The sequence below is a fragment of the Streptomyces sp. A5-4 genome (assembly GCF_051131715.1).
Lineage (GTDB): Bacteria > Actinomycetota > Actinomycetes > Streptomycetales > Streptomycetaceae > Streptomyces.
In genome coordinates this window covers 378,677-404,249 of the sequence record NZ_CP178591.1, presented here as the reverse complement: position 1 = coordinate 404,249, position 25,573 = coordinate 378,677, and the positions used below count along the sequence as shown (strand labels likewise).

Annotated in this window: 19 protein-coding genes and 2 pseudogenes; 11 read left to right on the top strand and 10 right to left on the bottom strand. The window is 69.7% G+C overall.

All coding sequences use genetic code 11. The annotated features are described in order from the left end of the window. Positions 1–106 precede the first annotated feature (106 nt). Positions 107–1,591 (top strand): DNA-binding protein NsdB, encoded by a 1,485-nt coding sequence (locus ACLLJJ_RS01985; RefSeq protein ID WP_434587506.1) that lies wholly within the window; start codon positions 107–109, stop codon positions 1,589–1,591. Between the two features lie 57 nt (positions 1,592–1,648). Here the strand turns inward: ACLLJJ_RS01985 and ACLLJJ_RS01980 are convergent, their stop codons facing one another. Continuing rightward, positions 1,649–3,070, bottom strand: coding sequence for a PP2C family protein-serine/threonine phosphatase (locus tag ACLLJJ_RS01980; RefSeq protein WP_434587505.1), 1,422 nt, complete (start codon positions 3,068–3,070; stop codon positions 1,649–1,651). 439 nt (positions 3,071–3,509) lie between these two features. Between ACLLJJ_RS01980 and ACLLJJ_RS01975 the strand changes: the two genes are divergently transcribed. Further along, positions 3,510–5,732: an NADP-dependent isocitrate dehydrogenase gene (locus ACLLJJ_RS01975; protein WP_434587504.1), complete on the top strand. Its 2,223-nt coding sequence runs from the start codon at positions 3,510–3,512 to the stop codon at positions 5,730–5,732. Positions 5,733–5,863: 131 nt separating this feature from the next. Here ACLLJJ_RS01975 and ACLLJJ_RS01970 read toward each other — a convergent pair. Further along, a pseudogene (locus ACLLJJ_RS01970) lies at positions 5,864–6,457 on the bottom strand (alginate lyase family protein); the annotation flags it as partial. Between the two features lie 95 nt (positions 6,458–6,552). Here ACLLJJ_RS01970 and ACLLJJ_RS01965 point away from each other — a divergent pair. Next, positions 6,553–7,485: an ornithine cyclodeaminase family protein gene (locus tag ACLLJJ_RS01965; protein WP_434587503.1), complete on the top strand. Its 933-nt coding sequence runs from the start codon at positions 6,553–6,555 to the stop codon at positions 7,483–7,485. 307 nt (positions 7,486–7,792) lie between these two features. Beyond that, positions 7,793–7,996, top strand: a complete 204-nt coding sequence (locus ACLLJJ_RS01960; RefSeq protein WP_107014974.1) for a cold-shock protein — start codon at positions 7,793–7,795, stop codon at positions 7,994–7,996. An 84-nt stretch (positions 7,997–8,080) separates the two neighbouring features. Here ACLLJJ_RS01960 and ACLLJJ_RS01955 read toward each other — a convergent pair whose 3' ends face one another. Then, positions 8,081–10,099, bottom strand: coding sequence for an ATP-binding protein (locus ACLLJJ_RS01955; RefSeq protein WP_434587502.1), 2,019 nt, complete (start codon positions 10,097–10,099; stop codon positions 8,081–8,083). 294 nt (positions 10,100–10,393) lie between these two features. On the opposite strand from ACLLJJ_RS01955, the gene ACLLJJ_RS01950 reads away from it, so the two are divergent. Next, positions 10,394–12,136 carry a chitinase gene (locus tag ACLLJJ_RS01950; RefSeq protein WP_434587501.1) on the top strand — a complete coding sequence of 581 codons (1,743 nt, stop codon included), beginning with the start codon at positions 10,394–10,396 and terminating at the stop codon, positions 12,134–12,136. Between the two features lie 110 nt (positions 12,137–12,246). On the opposite strand, the gene ACLLJJ_RS01945 is transcribed toward ACLLJJ_RS01950, so the two are convergent. Together ACLLJJ_RS01945 and ACLLJJ_RS01940 are read right to left on the bottom strand one after the other, a co-directional pair. Continuing rightward, complete coding sequence (locus ACLLJJ_RS01945; RefSeq protein WP_434587500.1) at positions 12,247–13,599, bottom strand: PTS ascorbate transporter subunit IIC; 1,353 nt, start codon at positions 13,597–13,599, stop codon at positions 12,247–12,249. After that, complete coding sequence (locus ACLLJJ_RS01940; RefSeq protein ID WP_434587499.1) at positions 13,559–14,143, bottom strand: PTS sugar transporter subunit IIA; 585 nt, start codon at positions 14,141–14,143, stop codon at positions 13,559–13,561. Before ACLLJJ_RS01940 ends, ACLLJJ_RS01945 begins: the two co-directional genes overlap by 41 nt. 485 nt (positions 14,144–14,628) lie before the next feature. Here ACLLJJ_RS01940 and ACLLJJ_RS01935 point away from each other — a divergent pair, with 485 nt between their 5' ends. Then, positions 14,629–18,084, top strand: a complete 3,456-nt coding sequence (locus tag ACLLJJ_RS01935; RefSeq protein ID WP_434587498.1) for a DNA polymerase III subunit alpha — start codon at positions 14,629–14,631, stop codon at positions 18,082–18,084. Next, a complete protein-coding gene (locus ACLLJJ_RS01930; protein ID WP_434587497.1) occupies positions 18,081–19,082 on the top strand; it encodes a DNA polymerase Y family protein in 1,002 nt (333 codons plus the stop codon). Before ACLLJJ_RS01935 ends, ACLLJJ_RS01930 begins: the two co-directional genes overlap by 4 nt. A gap of 150 nt (positions 19,083–19,232) precedes the next feature. Here the strand turns inward: ACLLJJ_RS01930 and ACLLJJ_RS01925 are convergent, their stop codons facing one another. Beyond that, complete coding sequence (locus tag ACLLJJ_RS01925; protein ID WP_434587496.1) at positions 19,233–19,595, bottom strand: PRC-barrel domain-containing protein; 363 nt, start codon at positions 19,593–19,595, stop codon at positions 19,233–19,235. A gap of 832 nt (positions 19,596–20,427) precedes the next feature. Between ACLLJJ_RS01925 and ACLLJJ_RS01920 the strand changes: the two genes are divergently transcribed. Continuing rightward, the gene (locus tag ACLLJJ_RS01920) at positions 20,428–20,505 is read left to right on the top strand and encodes a 50S ribosomal protein bL37 (RefSeq protein WP_434600273.1); all 78 of its coding nucleotides are present in this window, start codon (positions 20,428–20,430) and stop codon (positions 20,503–20,505) included. Between the two features lie 53 nt (positions 20,506–20,558). Here ACLLJJ_RS01920 and ACLLJJ_RS01915 read toward each other — a convergent pair whose 3' ends face one another. Both ACLLJJ_RS01915 and ACLLJJ_RS01910 read right to left on the bottom strand, forming a co-directional pair. Beyond that, positions 20,559–21,413 carry a class I SAM-dependent methyltransferase gene (locus tag ACLLJJ_RS01915; RefSeq protein WP_434587495.1) on the bottom strand — a complete coding sequence of 285 codons (855 nt, stop codon included), beginning with the start codon at positions 21,411–21,413 and terminating at the stop codon, positions 20,559–20,561. A 139-nt stretch (positions 21,414–21,552) separates the two neighbouring features. Then, positions 21,553–22,727 (bottom strand): IS3 family transposase gene (locus tag ACLLJJ_RS01910; RefSeq protein WP_434587336.1). Its coding sequence is split into 2 segments (ribosomal slippage): positions 21,553–22,460 and positions 22,460–22,727, totalling 1,176 coding nucleotides; the frame shifts between segments, so codons are not numbered across the junction. A 213-nt stretch (positions 22,728–22,940) separates the two neighbouring features. On the opposite strand from ACLLJJ_RS01910, the gene ACLLJJ_RS01905 reads away from it, so the two are divergent. From ACLLJJ_RS01905 to ACLLJJ_RS01895, 3 genes and pseudogenes are all read left to right on the top strand, one after another. After that, entirely contained in the window at positions 22,941–23,126 is a 186-nt protein-coding gene (locus tag ACLLJJ_RS01905; RefSeq protein ID WP_434587494.1) for a hypothetical protein, read from the top strand. A gap of 163 nt (positions 23,127–23,289) precedes the next feature. After that, positions 23,290–24,195 carry an MBL fold metallo-hydrolase gene (locus ACLLJJ_RS01900; RefSeq protein WP_434587493.1) on the top strand — a complete coding sequence of 302 codons (906 nt, stop codon included), beginning with the start codon at positions 23,290–23,292 and terminating at the stop codon, positions 24,193–24,195. Between the two features lie 14 nt (positions 24,196–24,209). Further along, positions 24,210–24,386: pseudogene (locus ACLLJJ_RS01895) on the top strand (AMIN-like domain-containing (lipo)protein); the annotation flags it as partial. Positions 24,387–24,459: 73 nt separating this feature from the next. On the opposite strand, the gene ACLLJJ_RS01890 reads toward ACLLJJ_RS01895, so the two are convergent. Together ACLLJJ_RS01890 and ACLLJJ_RS01885 are read right to left on the bottom strand one after the other, a co-directional pair. After that, positions 24,460–25,158: an alpha/beta fold hydrolase gene (locus tag ACLLJJ_RS01890; protein WP_434587492.1), complete on the bottom strand. Its 699-nt coding sequence runs from the start codon at positions 25,156–25,158 to the stop codon at positions 24,460–24,462. A 64-nt stretch (positions 25,159–25,222) separates the two neighbouring features. Then, positions 25,223–25,483, bottom strand: coding sequence for a hypothetical protein (locus tag ACLLJJ_RS01885; RefSeq protein ID WP_434587491.1), 261 nt, complete (start codon positions 25,481–25,483; stop codon positions 25,223–25,225). Between the last annotated feature and the right edge of the window lie 90 nt (positions 25,484–25,573).

Sequence of the window (25,573 nt, the reverse complement as noted above, 5' to 3'; positions counted from 1 at the left end):
TGCGGGTGGCACACCATCTGGCGAACCCTGGCGAACCCTGGCGAATATCCCCGACGCATCTGACACGGGGTTACTGTCGAATCAGCCGAGAACCTGGGGGCTTGACGTGACCGGAGAATCCAACACCCGCCTGTCAGATCTGTTCGGTCTGGCCGGCTGGTCCAAGGGCGAACTCGCGAGACTGGTGAACCGGCAGGCGGCGGCCATGGGTCATCCGCAACTGGCCACCGACACCTCGCGGGTCCGACGCTGGATCGACATGGGGGAGACCCCACGGGATCCAGTGCCCAAGGTGCTGGCGGCTCTGTTCACCGAGCGACTCGGTCGTGTCGTGACCATTGAGGACCTCGGGTTCGGCCGGCACGGGCGCGCGGGTAGTCGGCGGGACGTCAAGAACTCAGACAATCCCGACGGCCTGCCGTGGGCGCCCGAACGGACGGCAGCGGTCCTCACCGAATTCACGGGAATGGACCTCATGCTCAACCGACGCGGCTTGGTGGGCGCGGGCGCCGCGCTCGCCGCAGGCTCCGCACTCAGCAGCGCCATGCACGACTGGCTGCACAGCGACCCCGTCCTGTCGGCCGACGCTCCACGTATAGACGATCCCCTGCACGCCGACCCCGCTGGGTTCGACCGCTACGAGGCCGCCCCCATCGGGTCGCAGGAGATCGACGCACTGGAGCGCTCGGTCGAAGTGTTCCGCGCCTGGGACGCCGCCCGTGGCGGCGGCCTCCAGCGCAAGGCGGTGGTCGGGCAACTCAACGAGGTGGGCGGCATGCTCGCCTACCATCACCCCGTTCATCTCCAGCGCCGCCTGTGGGGCGTCGCTGCCAACCTGGCGGTCCTGGCCGGCTGGATGTCGCACGACGTCGGTCTGGAACCCACCGCCCAGAAGTACTTCGTCATCGCCGCCCACGCGGCCCGTGAGGGCGGCGACCGCCCCCGCGCAGGGGAGGCACTCTCCCGGGCCGCCCGCCAGATGGTGCACCTCGGAAAACCCGACGACGCCCTGGATCTGATGAAGCTCGCCAAGTCGGGCTCGGGCGACCAGATGCTGCCCCGCACCCGCGCCATGCTGCACACCATCGAGGCCTGGGCACAGGCCGCCCTGGGGCGCGGTCAGGCCATGCGGCGCACGCTGGGGGAGGCGGAGGATCTCTTCGTGTCGGACAAGGGGGACGTTCCGCCGCCGAGTTGGATGCAGATGTTCGACGAGGCGGACATGCACGGAATGCAGGCCCTGGCCTATCGGACGCTCGCCGAGCACGAGCCCGCCGCCGCCGCCGCGGCGCAGCGGCACGCCAAGGAAGCCCTCGATCTCAGGGTCAACGGCCGACAGCGGTCGAAGATCTTCGACTACATCTCGATGGCCTCCGCCCTGTTCATCTCGGACGACCCGGAACAGGCCGACCGGTACGCACGCCTGGCGCTGGTGTCGATGGGGGAGACCTCCTCGCACCGCACCTGGGACCGGCTGCGCCACATGTACCGGCTCACCGGCCAGTACGCGGACTACCCCAGGATCGACGACCTGCGGACCGAGATCCAGCTGGTGATGCCGAAGAAAACGAACAGGAGCAGTGAGATCTGAGCGTCAGATCTGGCGGGCATTCGGATCTGGAAAGCGATGAATGGTCGGGGCGGCAGGTTACGCGCCGACCCTGGCGACCAGCACGCAGGCGTCGTTCTCGCGCTCCGCCTCGCCGAACTCCTCCACGGCCAGACGCACGCACTCCTGTGCGCCGCGGGCCACGGCGAAGCGCGGCGCGAGTTCCAGGAGCCGGCCGGTGCCCGCATCACCGGCCGGGCCACGGTGTGAGATTCCGTCGGTGTGGAGCATCAGCAGGTCGTCGGCCCGTAGCTGTACCTCGGCCTGCTCGTAGGCGGCCCCGGATGTCGCCCCGAGCAGCACACCCTCGGGTGGTGTCAGAGCGCGCCCCGTCCCGTCGCGGAACAGCATCGGGGCGGGGTGTCCTGCCTGGGCCCAGGTCAGGAGCCTGGTGGCCGGGTCGTAGCGGCAGCAGATCGCGCTGCCCAGAGCGGGCTGGGTGGAGGCTTCGAGCAGCTGATTGAGATGCCCGAGGAGCGCCCCGGGCCGGATGCCGGCCACCGCCATTCCGCGCAGCGCGCCCAGCAGCATGGCCATGGTGGACGTGGCCGACACTCCATGACCGGTCAAATCGCCGACGGTCAATAACATGTGCCCGTCGGGCAGTTCCAGCGCGTCGTACCAGTCCCCGCCGATCAGGGCGCTCGTCGCGGACGGCAGGTAGTGGGCGGCGAGATCGAGAGCGCCGGCTCCGGGGCGCGGGGGGCGCAGGGAGCCGCGCCCCGGCGGCAGCACAGCCTCCTGCAGCTCGACCGCGACCCGGCGCTCGGTCTGCGCGATGTGCCGCTGGCGCTGCAGCGAGTCGCGGGTCTCGCGCTCCGCGTGCTGGCTTCGGCGCAGTTCGCTGACGTCGCGCAGAACCGCCCACATGGAGGCGGTGCAGCCGTCGGTGTCGAGTACCGGCTCGCCCATCATGTGCAGGGTGTGGACGGACTGGTCGGGGCGGACGATGCGGAACTCCCCGTCGATCGCCTTCCCGTCCACCAGGCAGTCGGTCATCATCGTGGCCAGGAACGCGTGGTCCTCGGCGAAGACCACGGAGGGCAGCTCGTCGAGCGAGAGCGGCCCGGATTCGGGCGCACGGCCGAAGATCTCGTACAGCTCGCCGGACCAGTTCACCTCGTCGGTCAGCAGATTCCACTCCGCGCTGCCGACCCTGCTGAGCAGCGACCCGCCCGCCGGGCGGGCGGGGGCGTGTCCGGGGAACTCCTCCCGCGCCTCGGTCGGCAGGCCCGTCTTCAGCTGCCCCAAGTGGGCGCCCAGATCGTCGAGTTGATGGACGGCCAGGTCGCACAGGGCGAGCTGCCAGCGACCGCGCGGGTCCTCCTCGTCCACGGAGGTGTCCTGCCGTACGGCGTCCACGTCACCCCGCAGGCGGCGGGTCCGCGTGATCAGAGCGTCGACCATGCCCCCCTCGGGGGGCTGTTGCGCAGGATGATCCGCGAACGTGGGGGACGGCATCTGGCACTCCGATACAGGCGCGGCGCGGCCCTGTCTGGATGGATGGACCGATTACGACTGTGGCACAGGCGGGTATGGCCCGTAAGGCATTTGGCAACACTCGATACGGTGGTGCTTGAGGCATATGCCTTCGGCCTCAACGGCGCCGACCGGGTCGCGCTGCCGCCCGCCGCGCCCCGGTGGCCGACAGACCCGCCGCGACCTGCGGGCTGTCCACCCCGGCGAAGGGCGGGAAGCCGTCGTACGGCCCGCACGGAGCGGGTCGACCCCGTTCAGGCCCGAGCGCGGCCGAGCCGGCGGCGGCCCCATGCCGACCGGACGGTCCGGCGACCTGACCCCGCGGTCCGCTCCGACGGCCCGACGTGGGGGGTCGGTGTCGGGAACGCGGGCTCAGGAGATATCTTGATGTCGAGACGTGTCGACGTGAAGCGGAGTACCGGTGACTGACTCAACCATCATCTATACGCACACCGACGAGGCCCCGGCCCTGGCAACGTATTCGTTCCTGCCAGTGATCCAGGCGTACGCCTCGACGGCGGGCGTCAGCGTGGAGACGCGTGACATCTCCCTGGCCGGGCGGATCATCGCGAGCTTCCCGGAGCGTCTGGCGGAGGGGCAGCGCGTCGAGGACGCTCTCGCCGAGCTCGGCGCGCTCGCCAAGACCCCCGGGGTCAACATCATTAAGCTGCCGAACATCTCGGCCTCGATCCCGCAGCTCAAGGCGGCGGTCGCCGAGCTTCAGCAGCAGGGCTACGCGCTGCCGGACTACCCGGACGACCCGAAGTCCGACGAGGACCGCGACGTCCGCGCGCGCTACGACAAGACCAAGGGCAGCGCCGTCAACCCGGTCCTGCGCGAGGGCAACTCCGACCGGCGCGCCCCCGCGTCGGTCAAGAACTACGCCAAGGCGCACCCGCACCGCATGGGCGCGTGGACGGCCGACTCGAAGACGAACGTCGTCTCCATGGCGGCCGACGACTTCCGCTCCACCGAGAAGTCCGCGGTCATCGCCGCCGACGACTCGCTGCGCATCGAGCTGGTCGGCGACGACGGCGCCACCACGGTCCTGCGCGAGTCGGTTCCCGTGCTCGCCGGTGAGGTCGTGGACGCGTCCGTCATGCACGTCGCGGCTCTGCGCGCGTTCTTCACCGCCCAGGTCGCCCGCGCCAAGGCCGAGGGTGTGCTGTTCTCCGTGCACCTCAAGGCCACGATGATGAAGGTCTCCGACCCGATCATCTTCGGCCACGTGGTGCGCGCCTTCTTCCCGAAGACGTTCGCCCAGTACGGCGAGGCGCTCGCCGCCACGGGTCTGTCGCCCAATGACGGGCTCGGCGGCATCCTCAAGGGCCTGGATTCGGTGCCGGACGTCGGCGCCGAGATCAAGGCGTCCTTCGAGGCCGAGCTCGCCGAGGGCCCCGCCCTCGCGATGGTCGACTCCGACCGCGGCATCACCAACCTGCACGTCCCCAGCGACGTCATCGTCGACGCCTCGATGCCGGCCATGATCCGCACCTCGGGCCACATGTGGGGCCCGGACGGCGGCGAGGCCGACACGCTGGCTGTCATCCCCGACAGCAGCTACGCCGGTGTCTACCAGGTCGTCATCGACGACTGCCGCGCGAACGGTGCCTACGACCCGGCGACCATGGGCTCGGTGCCCAACGTCGGCCTGATGGCTCAGGCGGCCGAGGAGTACGGCAGCCACGACAAGACCTTCGAGATCCCCGCCGTCGGCACGGTCCGTGTCGTGAACAACGCGGGTGACGTCGTACTTGAGCAGCGCGTGGCCACCGGCGACGTGTTCCGCATGTGCCAGACCAAGGACGTGCCGATCCGCGACTGGGTCAAGCTCGCCGTCAACCGTGCCCGCGCCACCGGCAACCCCACGGTGTTCTGGCTCGACGAGGACCGGGCGCACGACGCCAACCTGATCGCCAAGGTCAAGGCGTACCTGCCCGAGCACGACACCGACGGGCTGCAGATCGAGATCATGACGCCGGAGGCGGCGACGGCGTTCTCGCTGGAGCGCATCCGCCGCGGCGAGGACACCATCTCGGTCACCGGCAACGTGCTGCGTGACTACCTGACGGACCTGTTCCCGATCCTGGAGCTCGGTACGAGCGCCAAGATGCTCTCCGTCGTCCCGCTGATCAACGGCGGCGGCCTGTTCGAGACGGGCGCCGGCGGTTCCGCGCCGAAGCACGTCCAGCAGCTCGTCAAGGAGAACTACCTGCGCTGGGACAGCCTGGGTGAGTTCCTCGCGCTGGCCGTCAGCTTCGAGCACCTCGCGCAGACCACGGACAACGCGCGCGCCCAGATCCTCGCCGACACGCTGGACCGGGCGACCGGCACCTTCCTCAACGAGGACAAGTCGCCGAGCCGCAAGCTCGGCGGCATCGACAATCGCGGCAGCCACTTCTACCTCGCGCTGTACTGGGCGCAGGAGCTGGCCAAGCAGACCGAGGACGCGCCGCTGGCGGAGGCCTTCGCGGCTCTCGCCGGCTCGCTGTCCGAGCAGGAGCAGGCGATCGTCGCCGAACTCATCGCGGTTCAGGGCTCGCCGACCGACATCGGTGGTTACTTCCGTCCCGACCCGGCCAAGGCCGCGGCCGTGATGCGCCCGTCGAAGACCTTCAACGAGGCCATCTCGACCCTCGGCTGACCGTTGCGGGCAGTAGGCAGTAGGCAGTAACGCGAAGGGTCCTGCGGACCGTCCCGGTGACGGTCCGCAGGACCTTTTCGGCTTACGGCAGCCCGGGCTCAGCCCAAGTTGTTCGCGTGGGTCAGCGTCTCTCAGGCCACGAAGAGGTTGTTGCTCCCGGCCGGGCGCCGGCTCTCGGTGAGGGTCTGGGTGTTGGTCATGGTGTGGCCGAGGCGGTTGTGCAGCGCGTTGTAGCCGACCTCGGTGACCGGGCCGAGCCCGCGGTGGAGCGTGCCGCCGCACAGCCGGCTCGGCGGCGCCTCGCCCAGCTGGCTCGGCGGCGCCTCGCCCAGCTCGTACTTGGCCTGGAAGCCCAGGGCGTGTCGCAGGCGCTCACCGACCTCGGGGTAGAGGTCCTGGCCCTGGATGCGGCTGGTCTCGGCGATGTGGGAGATCGCGGACAGTCCGTAACCGGTGTGGGTGAAGTCGCGGCAGGTCTCCTGGGTGAGGCCGTCGACGAAGGTGGACTGGTTCTGCCAGTACTTGACGATCTTGGCGCGGGTGTCGAGACCACTGCCGGGCGCGGCCTTTGGCCGGCTGCCGTCGCTGCTCAGATAGATGAACGCGGGTACACGTCCGCGAAACATGGTGACGGTCTTGTCGTAGGAGGCCTTGTCCTCCAGGAAGACCGAGATGCCGATGGCCGCCTCCATCATCGACAGCTCCCAGTTGCCGTTGGAGTGCGCCAGATCTGGCCGGGGCCGTGAGGATGCCCCGGCGGCCTGACCATGGCCGCCGCCCGCGGCGGGCGGCATTGGCCGTCTCCGGTTGAATTGATCTCATGACCGTGTCCGAGAAAGACCTTCGAATGATCGACGGGCCGACCTTGGAGGCGCTGCTTCCGGTGGACGCCGCGATCGACGCCGTCCGCGCGGCCCTCCTCGGCGGCCTCGACCCGTCGGCCGGCCCGGCCCGGACCCACGTACCGGTTTCCGCCGGGCAGCTCCTCCTGATGCCGGCCGAGCACGGCGACTACGCGGGTGTGAAGATCGCGGGCGTGGCGCCGGGCAACGCGCAGCTCGGCCTGGACCGCGTCACCGGCGCGTATCTGCTGCTTGACGCCGCGACGCTGATCCCGCTCGCCGTGCTCGACGGCGCCGTCCTGACGCTGCGGCGCACCTCGGCGGTCTCGGCCCTGGCGGTCGACTGCCTCGCCACGCCCGACGCGAGCCGGCTTCTGCTCTACGGCACCGGGCCCCAGGCGCTGGCCCACGCCGAGGCCGTACAGCGGGTCCGGCCCCTGAGCCGTGTCGACGTCGCCGGAACCCGGCCGCAGCGCGTGGACGCCTTCGTGGAGCAGTGCCGGTCCATCGGGCTGCCGGCCTCCGCTGCCGCCCCGGACGCGGTGCGCTCCGCCGACATCGTCGTGTGCTGCACCTCGTCCGCCGCCCCGCTCTTCGACGGCGAGCATCTCGCCGAGCACGCCACCGTGGTGGCCATGGGCTCGCACAGCCCCGCCGCCCGGGAGACCGACACGGCCACGGCCACCCGCGCCACCGTTGTCGTGGAGGATACCGCCACCGCGCTGCGGGAGGCGGGAGACGTGATCGTCCCGGTGGCCGACGGTGACCTCGACGCGTCCGCTCTCGTACCGCTGGCCGAGATCGTTCGCGGCGGGCAACTGCCCGCCGCCGGACGCCCACGGCTGTTCAAATCCACCGGAATGGCCTGGCAGGACCTGGTTGTCGCGGCCCGCGCGTACCGGGGCCAGTGAACGTGGCGTGAAGGGCCTGAGGAGTGCCCCCTGGGCGATCAAACGATTGTTCTACAAATTCGTGCGGGTGAATGATGTGGTCTGTTCGCATTTAGACCACGGACATCTGCGTTCACCTTGAGCGTTCCTGTGGCTGCTTGGCGTCCGGACGTGTAACTTCGTGATCAGCTGTCGTGGTTCCGAAGTACCGTCGCCCGTGAGCGCGTTCGCGGGCGATTTTGCTGTTCAGCACATCTCCGGACCAGGGCGATCACCTCCGCCTCCCGCATGGTGCGGGAGGTGACTTGAGCCTTTGAAGGAGACAGATATGGCCAGCGGCACTGTGAAGTGGTTCAACTCGGAGAAGGGTTTTGGCTTCATTGAGCAGGACGGTGGAGGCCCCGACGTCTTCGCCCACTACTCGAACATCGCCACCCAGGGCTTCCGCGAGCTCCAGGAGGGCCAGAAGGTCACCTTCGACGTCACCCAGGGCCAGAAGGGCCCCCAGGCGGAGAACATCGTCCCCGCCTGAGGCTGAACCAAGCGTGACGCCCGTACGCCTCCAGGGTGCGGGCGTCACGCCGTTCACCCCGCGGACCGGTCCACGGACCGCCGATTACCCCGACGGCGGGTCGCCGCCTTCCAGCGCCCGCGCGAGCGCGGCCTTCGGGCTGCCCGCCGCGCCCCGGCCAAGCGCCTGTGCGTACGCCAGGTCGCCGATCGCCGCGCGAGATCTGGCCTCGCATTCCTCGCGCACCGCACGCAGTTCCGGGGTGCCGCGCTGTGGATGACCCACATTGCGCCAGTACGCCTGGCCCGTCCCGTAGACCATCGCGGCGCGCTCGCCGTCGCCCTGCGCCGCGACTGCGGCCGCCAGCAGATCCAGGCCGAGAGCGATACCGAAACTGTCACCCAGCTGCTGCTTCTCGGCCAGCATGGCGCGCGCATGGACCGCCGCTTCGTCCGGCCGGTCCTGGAACAGCGCGATCAGCGAGAGCTGGTAGTCGGTGTAGGAGCGGGTCCACCATTCGTCGAGCCGCAGGCAGCCCGCACGCAGTTCCAGCGCCTGCGACCGCGCTTCGGACAGCTTGCCGAGGGCGGTGAGGGCGAACACCTGAACGAGGTGGCAGCGCAGCCGGGAAGCGGAGGCGAAGGGCGAGTCCGGGGCGGCATCGAGCACATGCTCCGCCAGCGTGTACGCGGCCAGCGGGCGGCCCTCCATCAGATGGGTGAGGCCGACCAGATAGGCCGCCGCGAACGTCGCCTCTGGGTCGCCGCCGTGCCGCGCGGCCAGCGTGCACTGCTGACCCAACTCGGACGCCGCCCGGTGCTCGCCCTGCAGCAGGAGCGCGATACCGAGCGCCCACAGCGCCCTGGTCCGGGCGGGGCCGGGCTCCTGGGGCAGGGCGAGCGCGCGTTCCAGATAGGAGCGGGCCTCGTGCAGATGACCGCAGCAGCTCCAGTAGAAGCCGGTCAGCCCGGCCAGTTCGAGGGCGCGCGCCGGATCGGTGACGAGCAGGTGTTCCAAGGCCGCGCACAGGTCGATGTGCACGTCGGCGACCCGCTGGTACCAGGCCACTTGGGCGGGCCCCAGCCAGCCCGCGTCCGCCCGGTGGGCGAGGGTGAGGAAATGGGCGGCGTGCCGGGCAGCCACCGACGGGCCCTCGCCGAGCTCTTCCAGCCACATCCGCCCGTAATCCTGGATGGCGCCCAGCATGCGATAGCGCGTCCCCTCCCGCTTGACCACCGACTTGGCCACCAGACCGGCCAGCGCCCTGCGCACCCCGTCCCCGTCGAGGGGGCCGCCCGCGCAGACATCGCGGGCGGACGGCTCGTCGAAGGCGGCCCGGAAGGTGGACAGCCGTGCCCACAGGAGGCGTTCCAGCGGCTCGCACAGCTCGTGGCTCCAGCCGATGGCGGTACGCAGCGTCCGGTGGCGCGGGGTCGCCGCCCACTCGGCGGGCGAGAGCGACTCGAAGTGGGCGTCGAGGAGCCCGGCCAACTGCTCGACGGAGGTGTGCTTGAGCTGGGCGTCGGCCAGCTCGAGTGCCAGCGGGATCCCGTCCAGCCGGCGGCAGATGCCGGTGGCCGCTGCGGCGAGGCGGGGATCGGCCAGGGTGAAGCCGGGAACCGCCACGGCGGCTCGCTCGACGAACAGGGCCAGTGCGTCGCTGTCGCCCTCGACGGCCAGCGGTTCGACCTCGACGAGCTGCTCGCAGTCGGCCCCCAGCGGCTGCCTGCTGGTGACCAGGACGGTGAGGCCGGGCGCCGCCGTCAGAAGGTCGCCGACGAGGCCCCGGCAGGCGTCCACGAGATGCTCGCAGGAGTCCAGGACCAGCAGCAGACGCTTGTCGGCGAGCCACTCGCACAGCGCGGCCACCTGCATCCGGGGCGTGTGGTCGGCGAAGTCGACGGCGTCGGAGACGGTGGCGAGCAGCAGCCCTTCGTCGCGCAGCGGTGCGAGGTCCACCCACCACACCCCGTCCGGATACCGCGGGGCGGCCTGCCGCGCGGCTCTCAGCGCGAGTCTCGACTTGCCGACGCCGCCGACCCCGGTCAGGGAGACCAGCCGGTGCCGCGCGAGCGCCTCCCGCACATGGCGCAGCTCGCCCTCACGTCGGACAAGAGTGGTCATCTCTTCGGGAATGTTCCCCATCACGGCCCCAGTCTGACCCAGCGGGGAGCCTGCCGTCTGCCGCTGTCGCCATGCCGCCCCCTGGCGTTTTCGCGAACGTCCGTGTCCGCGCCGGGAAATGAACCCGCAGCTCCATGGGCGGCAGGGACGTGCGCGGCCGGCCGAGGGACCGCCGGGCCGACGCGCGGCGGCCGGGGCGTTTCGTATGCGGGCTTTCGACGGATGACCGCCAGAGGTCTTGACAACCCGGTTGGTCTGGACCATTTTTACGCCAGCGGTGGCCACCGTCGTCCGATGTACCTCCCCCCCCGTCATCCCCATCCGGAGGCAGTAGTGGACCGCACCACAGGCTCGCGAAGATGGTTCGGCAGAGCATTGGCGGTTGTCGCCACAACCGCACTCACCGTCGCCGGACTGACCGTGACCGCCCAGGCCGCAGACGTCAATGTCGTCAAGAACGGCGGTTTCGAGTCGGGCCTCGCCAACTGGAGCTGTACCGCCGGCAGTGGAGCCGCCGTCTCCAGCCCCGTGCACGGCGGCACGGCGGCCCTCAGGGCGACCCCGTCCGGGCAGGACAACGCCAAATGCTCGCAGACCGTCGCCGTCAAGCCCAACTCGACGTACACACTGAGCACTTGGGTGCAGGGCTCGTACGCCTACCTCGGCGCGAGCGGCACCGGCACGAGTGATGTGTCGACCTGGACGCCGGGCTCCACCGGCTGGCAGCAGCTGAGCACCAGCTTCAGGACCGGGGCCACTACGACCTCCGTCACGGTCTACACGCACGGCTGGTACGGCCAGGCGGCCTACCAGGCCGACGACCTGACCGTCGTGGGACCCGACGGCGGTGGGGGCACCGACCCCGAGCCGGGCATACCCGCCACGCCCGGCGGCCTCGCGGTCGGAGCGACCACGGCCTCGTCCGTCGCGCTGTCCTGGAACGGGGTGTCCGGTGCGACCGGCTACAACGTCTACCGCAACGGCGCCAAGGTCCAGACGGAGAACGGGACTTCGGCGACCGTGAGCGGGCTGAGCGCCGCCACCTCCTACCAGTTCCAGGTGGCCGCGGCCAACGCGGCCGGCGAGTCGGCGAAGTCGGCGGCCGTCACCGGAACGACCAAGGCCGGCGGCGGCGACCCGGGCAACCCCAACGTGCCCAAGCACGCGGTGACCGGCTACTGGCAGAACTTCAACAACGGCGCGACCGTGCAGAAGCTCAGCGATGTGCAGTCGCAGTACGACATCATCGCGGTGTCCTTCGCCGACGCGACGCCCACGCAGGGCGCGGTCACCTTCAACCTCGACTCGGCCGGGCTCGGCGGTTACACCGTCGCCCAGTTCAAGGCCGACGTCGCGGCCAAGAAGGCGGCCGGCAAGTCAGTGGTCATCTCGATCGGCGGCGAGAAGGGCACGATCTCCGTCAACAGCGCCGCCTCCGCGACGAACTTCGCGAACTCCGTGTACGCGCTGATGCAGGAGTACGGCTTCAACGGCGTCGACATCGACCTGGAGAACGGCCTCAACTCCACCTACATGACGCAGGCGCTGCGTTCGCTGTCGCAGAAGGCCGGCTCCGGCATGGTCCTGACCATGGCGCCGCAGACCATCGACATGCAGTCGACATCGGGTGAGTACTTCAAGACGGCGCTGGCGGTGAAGGACATCCTGACCGTCGTCAACATGCAGTACTACAACAGCGGTTCGATGCTGGGCTGCGACGGCAAGGTCTACTCGCAGGGCTCGGTGGACTTCCTCACCGCACTCGCCTGCATCCAGCTGGAGGGCGGCCTCGCCCCGTCCCAGGTCGGCCTCGGTGTGCCTGCCTCGACGAGAGGTGCGGGCAGTGGTTACGTATCGCCCACGATCGTGAACAACGCCCTTGACTGCCTGACCCGTGGCACCAGCTGCGGCTCGTTCAAGCCGTCCAAGACCTACCCGGGCCTGCGTGGCGCGATGACCTGGTCGACGAACTGGGACGCGACGGCGGGCAACGCCTGGTCGAACGCGGTCGGCCCGCACGTCCACAACCTCCCGTAGGCCGCCCCGAATCCGGCCCGGCATCGCCGCCGTCACCCCTCCGGCGGCGCTGCCGGGCGTACGAATACCTGCCGTGCATGAGCGGTCCGTCCCCGCTGTGGGCCGGACCCTCACTTCGCGTCGGGTGGCGGCGGCGCCGGGGCCCCCGCGGGCGGTGCGATCCGGGCGTAGCCGCCCGAGCCGCCCGCCTCGGCCCCCGCGTCGGCCGCGGGAGCGGTCGCCGCCGCCCTCGGCATCAGCGCGTCACGCCGGGCGCCGGGGTCCCAGCCGGTCTCCACGACCTTCTTCTGCACCACGATCGCCCCGCCCAGAATCACCGCGCCGGTCAGCAGCATCAAGGCGACGCCGCCCACCTCACCCGCTTTGGCGGCATTGCCGATGAGGGAGCCGAACCAGCCGAAGTCGGCGTCGCCGAAGGTGGTGTTCTCGTTGCCGAACGCGCCGAGCACCTTCAGCAGCAGCGCGGGCAGGAAGGTGATCAGCACGCCGTTGAGGAACGCCCCGGCGATCGCACCGCGCCTGCCGCCCGTCGCGTTGCCGTACACGCCCGCCGCGCCGCCCGTGAAGAAGTGCGGCACCAGTCCCGGCAGGACAAGTGCGAGACCGAACGCCGGGTTGAAGATCCAGGTGAGCAGGCCGAGGCTGATCAGCCCGCCGACGAAGCTGGAGATGAAGCCGATGAGCACCGCGTTCTGCGCGTACGGGAAGACGATCGGCGCGTCCAGCGAGGGGACCGCGCCCGGTACCAGCTTCGACGCGATGCCCTGGAAGGCGGGGACGAGCTCACCGAGGATGGTGCGGACACCGAAGAGGATGACGGCCACCGCGATGCCGAACTGCAGCCCCTGCATGACCGACTGCATCAGGTAGTTGCCGACGTCGGTGGCCGGGGCTCCGCCGCCGACCGCGAACGCCTTGAAGGCCGCCGCCTCGCCCGCCTTGACCAGGAAGAGCACCGCCATGATCAGGTAGATCAGCAGCATGGACAGCGCGGTGGCGACCATCGAGTCGCGCAGAAAGCGCAGCCCCTCCGGCAGGTCCATGCCCTCGGTGCTGCGGCTGCGCTTGCCGACGACCTGCCCTGTGGCGCCCGCGAGGATGTACCCGGCAGTGCCGAAGTGGCCGATGGCGACGTTGTTGCTGCCCGTGACACGTTTCGTCCACGGGTGGGCGAAGGCCGGCATGGCGACGAGCATGATGCCCAGCAGTACGCCGCCCACCAGCACCACGGCCCACGACGACTGCCCGGCGGTCGCCAGGACCATCGTCAGCAGGGTGGCCATGAACAGCATGTGGTGGCCGGTCAGGAAGACGTAACGCAGCGGTGTGAAGCGGGCCAGCAGCAGGCTGATGGTGAAACCGAGGATCATCAGCCAGGCGACCCGGGCACCGTACTGCTCCTGGGCGATGCCGACGATCGCCTCATTGGGAGGAACAGGCTGGTGCCCACGCCGTTGCCGCACACGGTGAGGATCTTGTGGGGGCCGGACCCGGCCGCCCGGGCCTGGTCGCCCGCCGTGCCCCCTCCTGACCTTCCTGGACCTTCGGCCCCTCCTGCTCCTGTGCGGCGAGCACGGCGTGGAGTGCCTCGGGGGTCGGCGCCTCGTGCAGAGCCCTGGACGTGTCGGAGTCCGCCAGTATTCTCGCCAGGCTCGCCATGGCGGCGGTGTGCGCGCCCGAGTCCTTCGCCGCGAGCGCGACGACCAGGTCCACGGGGTCGTTCGACTCATGTCCGAACTCCACCGGCTGTCCGAGTCTCACCCATGACATGCCGGTCCTGAGAACGGCGGGCCAGGGCCGGGCGTGGGCGAACGCGAAGCCGGGCGCGATGACGATGTACGGCCCGTTCTCCTCCACGTTCCGGATCATTTCCGCGGTGTAGTCGCCGGTGCTGGTCCCTGTCGTGACCAGCAACTCACCCGCTGTCCGGATCGCTTCTCGCCAGTCCGCCGCCCGCACGTCCAGCCGCACGGCCTCGACGGGAATCAGCTCACTCAGTGCCACCATGTGACTGATCGTTACACGATTCCCCAGGGGCCGCCCCACTCCCCCCGGCCCTCGTGCGGACGCTTCGGCCGACGCGCGGCCCCGTTGGCCGGGCGGTGCGTAAGGCCGTGCCCGGACATCGCGTCCGCACAAAGGGCAGACATGCCCCTCAGCTGTCGATCCGGTAGCCGAGAGCACCCTCGTTGTCACTGAGAGCCATGCCGCGCGGCTGTCCGGACGTGGTCATCGGTAGAGGTGGCACGTGCGCGGGGTGATGAGCGTCATGGCGGCGGGCGCTTCGCAGGATGGCGGCCCCAACTCTGCTGCTGTGTTGCCGAGATGGTGGTCGGGCATCCAATCCGGCCATCCGTCTCGGGCGCGGCAGCGACAGCCGGGCGCGCGATCAGGTCGCTGACCGGGGGAGACCGGGCTAGAGTAATCGAACGAACGTGCGATACGCGTATCGGGCAATTGGCTGAAACGGGGTAGAGTGATGGAGGTGCGGCATGGAGGGCTTCGCCCACCTGCACGTCGCGTCCGGCTACTCGGCCCGCTACGGCGCCGCCCACCCCGAGCAGCTGGTGCGGAGGGCGGCCGAGCGCGGCATGACGACGCTCGCGCTCACTGACCGGGACACGGTCACCGGGGTCGTGCGGTTCGCGCGGGCCTGCGCCGGGAGCGGCGTCCGGCCGCTCTTCGGCATCGATCTGGCCGTGGAGGCCATCGCACCTCCTCCTCCGGCACAACGGCGCCGCACTCCGGTGCGGGGTGGCGCACACGTCGTCGAGCCACCCCTGCGGTTCGTGCTGCTTGCACAGAACCGGGCCGGATGGGCGCGGCTGTGCCGCATCACATCGGCCGCGCACGCCGGGACCGCGGCCGGCGCGGCGCCGGTGATGGTGCCGTGGGAGGCGCTGCGCGAGTACGGCGGTGAGGGCCTGACCGTACTGCTCGGACCGCTCTCGGAGCCCGTGCGGGCGCTGGCGGCAGGCCGGGAGGACGTCGCGGCGAAGCTGCTGGTGCCATGGCGGGAGATCTTCGGGGACGGGGTCCGGCTGGAGACGGTCTGGCACGACCGGCCCGGCACCGGGCCGGGCTCGCTGCGGCTTGCCGCCCGCACCCTGGCGCTCGCCGACCGTACGCACACCACCGCCGTGCTCTCCAACGCCGTCCGCTACGCCGACCCTGACCAGCACCGGCTGGCCGACGTCCTGGACGCCGCACGGCTGCTGCGGCCCATCGACCGGCGCCGTCTGGACGGTGGGCAGCGTTGGCTCAAGGACGAGAAGTCGATGGCGGACATCGCGCGGCGTATCGCGGAGTGCGCCGGTGCGGATGCCGCTCGGGCCGACCGCCTGCTGGCGGACACCGCGGCCACCGCGATGGTGTGCGCCGTCGATCCCGCGGCGGACCTCGGCCTGGGCACGCCGCACTTTCCGGAGCCGGCCGTGCTCGGGGCCGAGCCAGGCGCGGAAGGCGCGGCACGCTCGCTGCGCCGACAGTGCGAGGCCGGCCTGGTCCGGCGCGGTCTGGACGGCGACCGTGCCACACGCGACCGGCTGGACGAAGAACTCGCTGTGATTTCCCAGCTGAGGTACGACCCGTACTTCCTCGCCGTCGGACAGGTCGTGGCCGACATCCGGGAACTGGGCATCCGGGTCGCGGCCCGCGGTTCGGGCGCCGGGTCGATGGTCTGCCATGCGCTGGGAATCGCCACGGCCAACCCTCTCGAACACCACTTGCTGTTCGAACGCTTCCTGAGCGTGCGACGGAGATCCCTTCCCGACATCGATATCGACGTGGAGTCCGCCAGGAGGCTGGAGTGCTACGACGCGATCTTCGACCGGTTCGGCAAGGAGCGGGTCGCGGTCACCGCGATGCCCGAGACCTACCGGGCCCGCCGGGCTCTGCGGGACACCGGCCTTGCGCTGGGGATCGCGCCCGCGGACGTCGACCGGATCGCCAAGAGCTTCCCGCACCTTCGGGCGTCGGACATCACCGGCGCGCTCGCCGAGCTGCCCGAGCTGCGGTCCCTGGCGGCCGAAGCGGAGCGGTACGGGCCGCTGTGGGAGCTGGCGGAAGGCCTCGACGCACTGGTCCACGGCATGGCCATGCACCCCTGCGGACTGATCATCAGCGACGCGACCCTCCTGGACCGGCTGCCGGTCCAGCCCACACCGCAGGGCGACTATCCGATGGCGATGGCGGCAAAGGAGGAGATCGAGGCGCTGGGCAACATCAAACTGGACGTCCTGGGCGTACGGATGCAGTCCGCGATGGCCCACGCCGTCACGGAGATCGAGCGGGTGACCGGCAACCGCATCGACCTGGACAACCCGCAGGAGGTGCCACTCGACGACGTCTTCGCCTTCAAGCTCATCCAGGAGAGCCAGACGCTGGGTCTGTTCCAACTGGAGTCGCCCGGCCAGCAGGACCTGCTGTCCCGGCTTCAGCCCCGCGACCCACAGGACGTCATCGCCGACATCAGCCTCTTCCGCCCCGGCCCGGTCGCCGGCGGAATGCCCGAGCGGTACATCGCAGCCCGCCACGGCGGCACGCCCTCCTACGCCCACCCGGACCTCGAACCCGTGCTCGCCGACACCTACGGCGTGACCATCTGGCACGAACAGATCATCGACACACTGTCGGTGCTGACCGGCTGCGACCGCGCTCTGGCCGAGATCGCCCGGCGGGCACTCGGCAACAAGGAGCGGCTGCCCAGGATCAAGGACTGGTTCCACCGTGAAGCACGCGCCCGTGGCTACACCGCGGAGGTCCTCGACGAAGTGTGGAAGACCATCGAGGCCTTCGGCGCCTACGGCTTCTGCCGGGCCCACGCGGTCGCCTTCGCCGTGCCGGCCCTGCAAAGCGCCTGGCTCAAGGCGCACTACCCGGCCCATCTGCTGGCCGGTCTCCTCGAACACGACCCCGGTATGTGGCCCAAGCGTGTCCTCGTCTCCGACGCCCGCCGACGCGACGTCCCCGTCCTGCCCGCCGACGTCAACCACTCCAGGGCGGAGCACACCGTGGAGCGGGCCGACGGAGAACGCTGGGGCGTGCGGCTCGCGCTGTCCGCGGTGCGCGGCATCAGCGACGAGGAGTGCGCCCGGATCGAGGAGGGCCAGCCGTACGGATCGCTGTCGGACTTCTGGCAGCGGGCCCGCCCCAGCAGGCCGGTCGCCGAATGCCTCGCCGAGATCGGCGCCCTGAGCCCCCTCCACGACGCGCGTCTCACACGGCGCGACCTGCTCCTGCAGATCGCCGAACTCCACAAGCAGTCCCGCGGTCGGTCCGCGAGCGAGGGGCAGCTGCCCATCGATACGAACGCCGTCGGAGGGGCGGAGCCGAGCGGCCTGCCGGAGATGACCGGACGCGAAGCCCTGAACGCGGAGCTGAACACTCTGGGCATCGACATCTCCAAGCACCTGATGGAGCATCACCACCGGCTGCTGCGGGAGATCGGCGCAACCGACGCGGTACACCTGGCCGGAGCCCGCGCAGGCCGGCAGGTCCTCGTCGCCGGCGTGCGGGCCTCCACCCAGACCCCGCCGATCGCCAGCGGCAAGCGCATCATCTTCGTCACCCTGGAGGACGGCTCCGGCCTGGTCGACCTGGCCTTCTTCGAAGACTCCCACCCGGCCTGCGCGCACACCGTCTTCCACAGCGGACTGCTGCTGGTCCGCGGCACGGTACAGGTGCGCGGCACCCGCCGCACCATCGTCGGCAGCATGGCCTGGGACCTGGACGAGATCGCCGCCGCACGCCGCGACCAGGGCCCCGAAGCCGCCCTTGCCCTGCTCGGTGCCAGTCATCCGCACCCGACCCCCGCGCAGCCGCAGCGGACTCTGGCCAACAGCACGACAGGGGCCCGACTGCATCCCTACGCCGACCTGCAAACGGCCGGCAGCCGCTCGGCCGACCTGCGGAAGCTGGGCCACACCAGCCCGGGGAGCGCGGGATGACCACGAACCGACGGCACATCGCCCACCTGCACCTGCACGCTGTGCCGGACGAGGAGTGGCACGCGGATGCGATCGACCTGCTGACCGGCCTCACCCCCCATGTCCAGGCGGTCTCGCCCGAAGCCGTCCAGCTCGATCTCACCTCCGCGCTCAGGTACTTCGATCTGTCTCCCTACGACCTGGTCCAGCTGGCGCAGCTACGACTGATGGGTCTGTACGGCATCGAGAGCAGCGCGGGGCTCGCGGCCAACCGCATGCTGGCCACCATGGCGGCCGACGCGTCCGCGCCGGGACACGCCACCTGGGTCCCCGCCGAAGAGGCCGTCGCCTGGCTGCGCCCCCGGCCGGTCACCGCGCTGCCCGGGATCGGCCGCGTCACGGCAACCACGCTCGGCAGATTCGGCCTGCACGCCATTGGCCAGGTCGCCGACGTACCCGCGGCGACGCTGCAACGTTTCCTCGGCGTCGGCCCCGCTCGGCTGCTGGCCGAACGCGCCCAAGGCCGCGACCCCCGACCCGTCACCCCGCTGGAACCGGCAGCGCACCTGGTCGCCAACCTCGTACTGGACCAGGACTGCCTCGCCCCGGCGCGGCACCACCGGGCCGTCCTGGGTCTCGCCGACCAGATCGGCCAACGCCTGCGTGGTGAAGGCCGGACCGCCGGCCGACTCACTCTCACGGTGCGGTACGCCGACCGCAGTTCCACTACGCGTATGCGTCCCCTGCCGGAACCCACCAGCCACTCGCCCACCCTGGCCACCACGGCCTTGGGTCTGCTGAATGCCCTCGGGCTGCAGCGCGCAAGGGTTCGGGCGTTCGTGGTCCGTGCCGACCAGCTGCTGTCGGCGGACGACGCCCACCGTCAACTCTCCCTGGACCCCCGTGACGACCGTGCCCGCACCGCCGAAGCGGCTACGGATCGAGCCCGCCGCCGCTTCGGGCCAGGAGCCGTATATCCCGCCGTTCTGGCCAACGACCACCTCAGGAACGGCCCTTGAGCCTGAGCCGGCCTTCTGGTCCTCGACCACGGGCATGACGCTGATCGTGGTCCTGTCCCGCGGTGTCTCCTCGCAGGAGGCCTCCGCGAACATGCCGCGGGGCCGGCCGGAGTCTCCTCCGGCCGGCCCCGCGACGTAACCGCGCTCGAGTCAGAGCCGCGGGTTGCCGTAGTAGCCGCCGACCTGCTGGTGGTAGCCCGGGTCACCGGCGTGCTTGTCCTTGTCGAACTCGGGAGCGTCCTTGATCTCCGCCTTGGTGCGGGAGACATGGATGGTCTTCTCTTCGGTGTCGATGCTGCTGACCGTGCCCGCAGGCAGCAGTACATGCTTACCGAAGATCCACACACCGGTGTCGACCACGATGTAGGAGGAGCCGACATCCTCGGAGTGCTTGTCGACCTTGCCGATGCTGCCATCGGTCGCCTCGACCTTGAACCCGGTCAGATCCGTACCGGGGGTGTGCTTCGTGGTCGGCTGGTAGCCCCAGATGTCACTCACAAATAACTCCTTCATCGGATACGGTTGAGGATCTTTCTCGATCAGTCGAGTGCCCAATAAGCAGGGCCTCACACAGATCATTGAAAAAACTCGGAGAATGACTGAGGCGGTCGGGCGACCTGTCGGGCACCCCCGCCATCACCGCTGGTCATGCTTCTCCACCAGCGGTATCAGCGATGCCGGCAGCTCAAGAATCAGGCGAACCGCTGTTATCGATCTCCGCCGAGAAAGGTGCCCCGACGAAAAGCGGCCATGCGTTCAAGATTCCATTGTTTCGTAATTGGTTTCGTGGGAACCCGATACGAATTTTGCGGCAGTGCGCGAAATTCCGGAGCGACAGGTGCGCGAGGAGCCGCCGGGGCGAAAGCCTCGCGAGGGCCTGCCCGGGGCGTCCCGCAGGCGCCATGGGGGTGCCATGAGGTGCGCGCGAGACACCGGAGTGCCGGGTGGGGTGTGGCGACCCACGGGCTGGGCAAGCGATCTTCTGATTGCCGAGAGGGATACTGGTATGAAACGGTGGATACTCGGCTGAAACCAGCGCTGAGAGGACGTTCGCTCCCGTTCTGTAGCAAAAAATCCGATATGCGCACCGCCTGGACTATCCCTATTGCGCAAGTTAGACCAACTATGGGCTGGTGGTGGCGACCTGTTCACCGGTCAGTATGCCCAGCTATGGCTGGGAAGCTCTCGTCCCGTTCGAAGATGCGCCGATTCGTCCGATACAGTCGCTCGGCGACAGGTCAGCAGCCCCATATTTCACCCGCGCAGACCACGGAAAATCGTAAAAATACGGCCGAAATTGGACGGAACAAATCGGGAGCGAACGTCCTCTGAGAAGGGAGACGGCATGGCATCGAAGCGACGCCGCAAGAAGAAGGCTCGTCGTAAGAACGGAGCCAACCACGGTCGACGGCCCCAGTCCTGAGGGCAGGGCCCGACGGGGCCCGTCCGAGGGTCCCTGGCTCGCGCGGCGCCGAATCAGCGCCGCGCGAGCAGCCCGTACAGCAGGGGAATGCGCGGCGAGGCGTTGGGCAGCTGCCACCAGCCACCCGGGGTGCGGACCATGTCCGGCCACCTCGGCCAGGGGAGTTCGTGGCTCTCCCGCAGTCCGGTGATCCGCAGCCCGGCCCGCAGCAGGGCGTTGATCACCTCGTCCAGGCCGTGCATCCACTCGAAGCACTCGGTGGCGCCCCGCACGGCCGGCCCGTCGGTGTAGGTGTACGTCGCATCCCGGCGCATCGCGCCCCGGCCACCGAGGTAATCGTGGCGCAGCAGCAGTTCCGGCCCTTCGCCCGGCCCCGGTGAGGGGCCGAGAGCGTAGAACAGCGGATGGAACTCGGCGAGATAGAACAGCCCGTCCGGCCGCAGCAGCGCGGTGATCGTCTCGGCCCAGCGGTTCAGGTCGGGCAGATAGCACAGGGCGCCCTTGCCGGTATAGACGACATCGAACTGCCGCCCCTCCAGCGCCGACGCGGCGTCATAGACGTTGGCCCGGACGTACTCGACCTCCAGGCCCGCACCGGTCGCGAGCTCCCGGGCCGCCTCGACCGACGCACCTGAGAGGTCCAGCCCGACCGTGCGGGCGCCGCGAGCGGCGAACGCCATGGTCTCCGTGCCCAGATGGCACTGCAGGTGCAGCACGTCACGCCCGGAGAGGGCGCCGAGGTCCGCCCATTCGTAGTCGGCGAACCAACGCGCCGGATCGGCGTTCCTGTCGTCCACGCCGTAGAACCGGCTGGCGAGATGGACCGGGGTGCGAGCATCCCAGTTCTCCTCGTTGGTCCGCATCATCGCCCGCACAGTGGGATCGAAGCGTTCGGCCGCGTCACTCATCGGTCTCCCTCCGCAGGCACCGCTCCCAACGACCCTATCCACGTGGTCGGCCCGGGGCCGGGGAATCATCCGAACGACCCACGCGACCGCGCCCGAACGGAGAGCCTGGGCCTTCACCCTTGATCGTGGACACCGGTTGTTATGCGGCGGAGGCCAGCGTAGTTGATCGCTGTTCGTAGTTGATCGGGCTCTGCTGGCCGAGGGCTGAGTGCCGTCGCCAGGTGTTGTAGCGGGTGACCCAGCGGAAGACCGCGAGGCGGGCGGCGCGGGCTCCGGGCCAGCGTTTCGCGCCCTTGAGGGTCTCCCTTTTCATGCTGGCGTTGAACGACTCCGCGGCGGCGTTGTCCGCGCTGGTGCCGACGGCCCCGCGTGATCGGATCACGCCGAGGTCCTTGCAGACCTGGGCGAACTCCTTGGAGGCGTATTGGGCTCCGTTGTCGCTGTGGAAGATCGCTCCGCGCAGGTTCCCTCCCCGCGCGCCGGCTGCGGCCTTGAGGGCGTCGGTGACCAGTTCGGTCCGCATGTGGTCGGCGATCGACCAGCCCACCAGACGCTTGGAGTACAGGTCCAACACCGTTGCCAGATAAAGGAATTGGCCGTCGCCGACCGGGAGATAGGTTATGTCGCCGACGTACTTCTTGTTTGGCGCGGAGGCGGTGAAGTCCCGCTGGATCAGGTCCGGCACCGGGACGGCGTCGGCCGCGGGGACTGTGGTACGGACCTTCTTGCGCAGGTGCAGCCCGACGATGTCGAACTTCCGCATGACGCGTTCCACCCGCTTGTGATCGACCCGCAGCCCGGCGCCCTGGAGCTCGGCGGTGACGCGCGGAGCCCCGTAGGTGCCGTCGGACTCGGTGTGGACCGACGTGATCCGCTCGGCAAGCTCGGCGTCCGCACGTGCCCGCCCGGCCCGCGCATCCGAACCGGCCAGGTGCCGGTAAAACCCGGAACGGGAGAGCCCCAGGATCCGGCACAGCCGCTTCACGCCGAAGGCGTCATTGTGGTCGGCAACGAACTGGAAACGGCTCACCAGCTGGTCTCGCCCGCAAAATACTTCGCGGCCCTCCGCAGGATCTCGCGTTCCAGCTCGAGCTCCTTCACCTGGGCCCGCAGCCGCTTGTTCTCCTTCTCCAACGCGCTGGCCTCCACCGCGCCGGGCACGGCGGCCTGCTCAGCATCCCGCACCCAGGTGCGGAGCGTCTCGTGGTTCACCCCGAGATCCTTGGCCACCGACGCGTACGTCCGCCCCGGGCTGGAGCGGTACAACGCGACGGCATCGGCCCGGAACTCAGACGAGTACTTCGACGTCCCCAACGGGAACTCCTGTCCTTCGGATCTTCACGATCCAATGATCAGGGTGTCCACGATCAAGGGGTAACACCCCCCGGCCCCGACACCGAGGCCGACGCTGCCCGAAACAGTAGACGCAGTCGCTCAACTCGACGAGCCCACGATTTCCTTCCGTGCGGTGTCGCACGGCGCTGTACGGGGCATTGCTGAGGCAGTGACCGACCGGGTGGGGGCCAGTTGATCAGCATCGGAGCGGGTGCGCTGTCCGTGTTCTGTTTTCTCGAAGCCGTCGCGGTGCTCGCCATCCTGGATGTCATCGATGACGTGTGGCCTGTGGCCCTGCTCGGCAGCCTCGTCGCATTCGGCATCGGCATGTTCTACCCGGCGACGCGGTCAGCCGCTGATCGGCGCATGGATCCGTAGCGGACGACCAACCGCCAGGTCGCCGGATTTGTCTCCAATGTCGTCGAGCGAGATAGGTGCTGAGCAGCAGAAACAAGATCTGGACCCCCTTCCGCTTCTGATCGCCACCGAGGAGCCTTTTCCACGGAGACCGGTGACAGTCGCGCGAGAGGTGAAGCACATGATGAGTTCTGCGAACGCTGCCCGCCCCGAATCGACCGAGGACAGCAACTGGTATGTGGACGACCGCTGTACGAACTGCGACGTCGCCCGGCAACTGGCGCCGGACCTGATCGGCGAGGTCGAGGGCCGCTCCGAGATCCTGCGTCAGCCCCGCGGCGCGGCAGAGGAACTGCAGCTGTACGCCGCCTTATTCGCCTGCCCCACCCGCTCCATTCGCTCCTCCCGCCGGTCAGACGTGGCGCTGGATCCCTTCCCCCTGCGCCTGGATGACGCCGTCCACCTGTGCGGACACAATTCCCAACAGAACGCCGGAGCCAACTCCTACCTCGTGCGACGCCCTTCCGGGACCCAGCTGATGGTGGACACCCCGCGCTGGAGCGAATCGCTTGCCGCCCGGTACGAGAAGCTCGGTTCGGTCACCGACGTCCTCCTCACCCACCGGGACCACGCGGCGCACGGCCGCCGCTACGCCGATCGCTTCGGGGCCCGGCTGTGGATCCACGAGGGCGACCTGGACGCGGCGCCCGACGCCGACTGCGTCCTGCGCGGCACCGAGCCCGTGGAGATCGCCCAGGGGGTCGTCGCGCACCCGCTTCCGGGCCACACCGAGGGGAGCGTGCTGTACCTCGTCGACCAGCGGTACTGCTTCAGCGGGGACAGCTTCTACTGGTCACGTTCGACGGACGACATCGAGGTGGCGGAGAGCGTCACTTGGTACTCCGTCGAGGAGCTGGCAGTATCCCTGGCCCGCACGGTCGGCCGGCTCGACTTCGAGTGGCTGTTGCCCGGACACGGCGACCGCAAGCACTTGCCGGCCGAGCAAATGGCCCGGAGGATGCGGCAGTTGACGGAGCGTGCCGGCGGGATGCGGCCGCAGCCGATCGACTTCACCGCGCTGCGGTGGTGAGGGCCCACGACGGTGCCGGGCAGTCGCTGCCGGGGGTGAACCTCACCGGGTACAAGACGTTCAAGGACACCAAGTTCGGGGCGAGCTTCGAGGGGCAGACCCAGATCGGCCTGGGCGTTCGCGCCAGGCTCCCGTTCAGGGTGCTCCAGTCCGGCGACAAGCTGACCGTGGACGTCGCGCACACCTGGTGACCGACCGGACACCACGCCAAAAGCCGATGGGCCGCACCCAGGTGCGGCCCATCGGCCCGGCGCTGTCGAGCGGCTACTTCCCCGCCGCGTCGAGGAGAATCCCGGCCAGTTCGCGCGGCCGGGAGAACATCGGCCAGTGACCGGTGTCCATTTGGACCAGGTCCCACCGTGAACCGGCCAGCAGCTCGGTCACGTCGTCGCTCGGCTCGGCCCCGTCGAGCAGGCACTTGACGTACGTCGCCGGAAGCTCGCCCAGCGGCCGCTTCAGCACCGCGGGCTCGGTCAGCGAAGCCCCCGGGTGCGCTGTCGCGCCTGCCACGATCCGGGCGATCTGCTCGTCGGTGAGGTCCTGGCCGTCGCAGTCGGCCGCGGCCAGTGGAGCCCAGAAGCCGTCGTTCGCGACGATCGATGCCTGGAGCTTCGCCGGGCCCTCCCACCAGGCGGACGCGAACGACTGCCCCTCGGCCGGCACATTGGAGTCGACGAAGACCACCCGGGCCAGCCGGTCACCGATTCGCTCGGCGGCCTGGCCGACCGGGATGCCCGAGTAGCTGTGCCTGACGAGAACGACATCGCGCAGATCCAGCCGCTCGACCTCGTCGACGATGTCCTGGACGTGCGTCTGCTGCCCGGCGGACACGCCCTGCCTGTCCGCGACGCCGGACAGCGTCACCGGATGCGTGCCGTGGCCGGCCGCACGCAGCTGCGCCGCCACCTCGTCCCACGCCCACGACCCCAGCCATGCGCCTGCCACCAGTACGTATTGCGTCATGGCGCCAACATAGCGGTGGGGTCCGACAATCGGTCCGCAAGCCTGTGGACGCCGCCCCGAGGCATCACTGGTGACGGTCGTCGCGCCGGTCCAGGCCCAACGTCGCGGAAGTGTTGGCGAGCGTGTCGGCATCGGTGACCGGGCCGGGCCCCGTGACGGCTGAGGTCCGCCGGGCGGTCCACTGGGCGAGGTCGGTCGAGCCGGTCGCGAGGGCCTGCTGCACACCCGGGCCGTCCTGCCCGGGTTCCGCGGCATGCGCCGATGCCGCGCCGCTCAGGATCAGGAGGTTCAGAGCCGCCGCCGTGGCGGCCGATCGGAGCTTCATGGGATTCGCCTTCGCATGCCGGGAGTGTTTCCCGACGATCAACGATGTGCCCGGGGGAGCGTTACGGAGTGACCGCCATCCCGGTCGGGA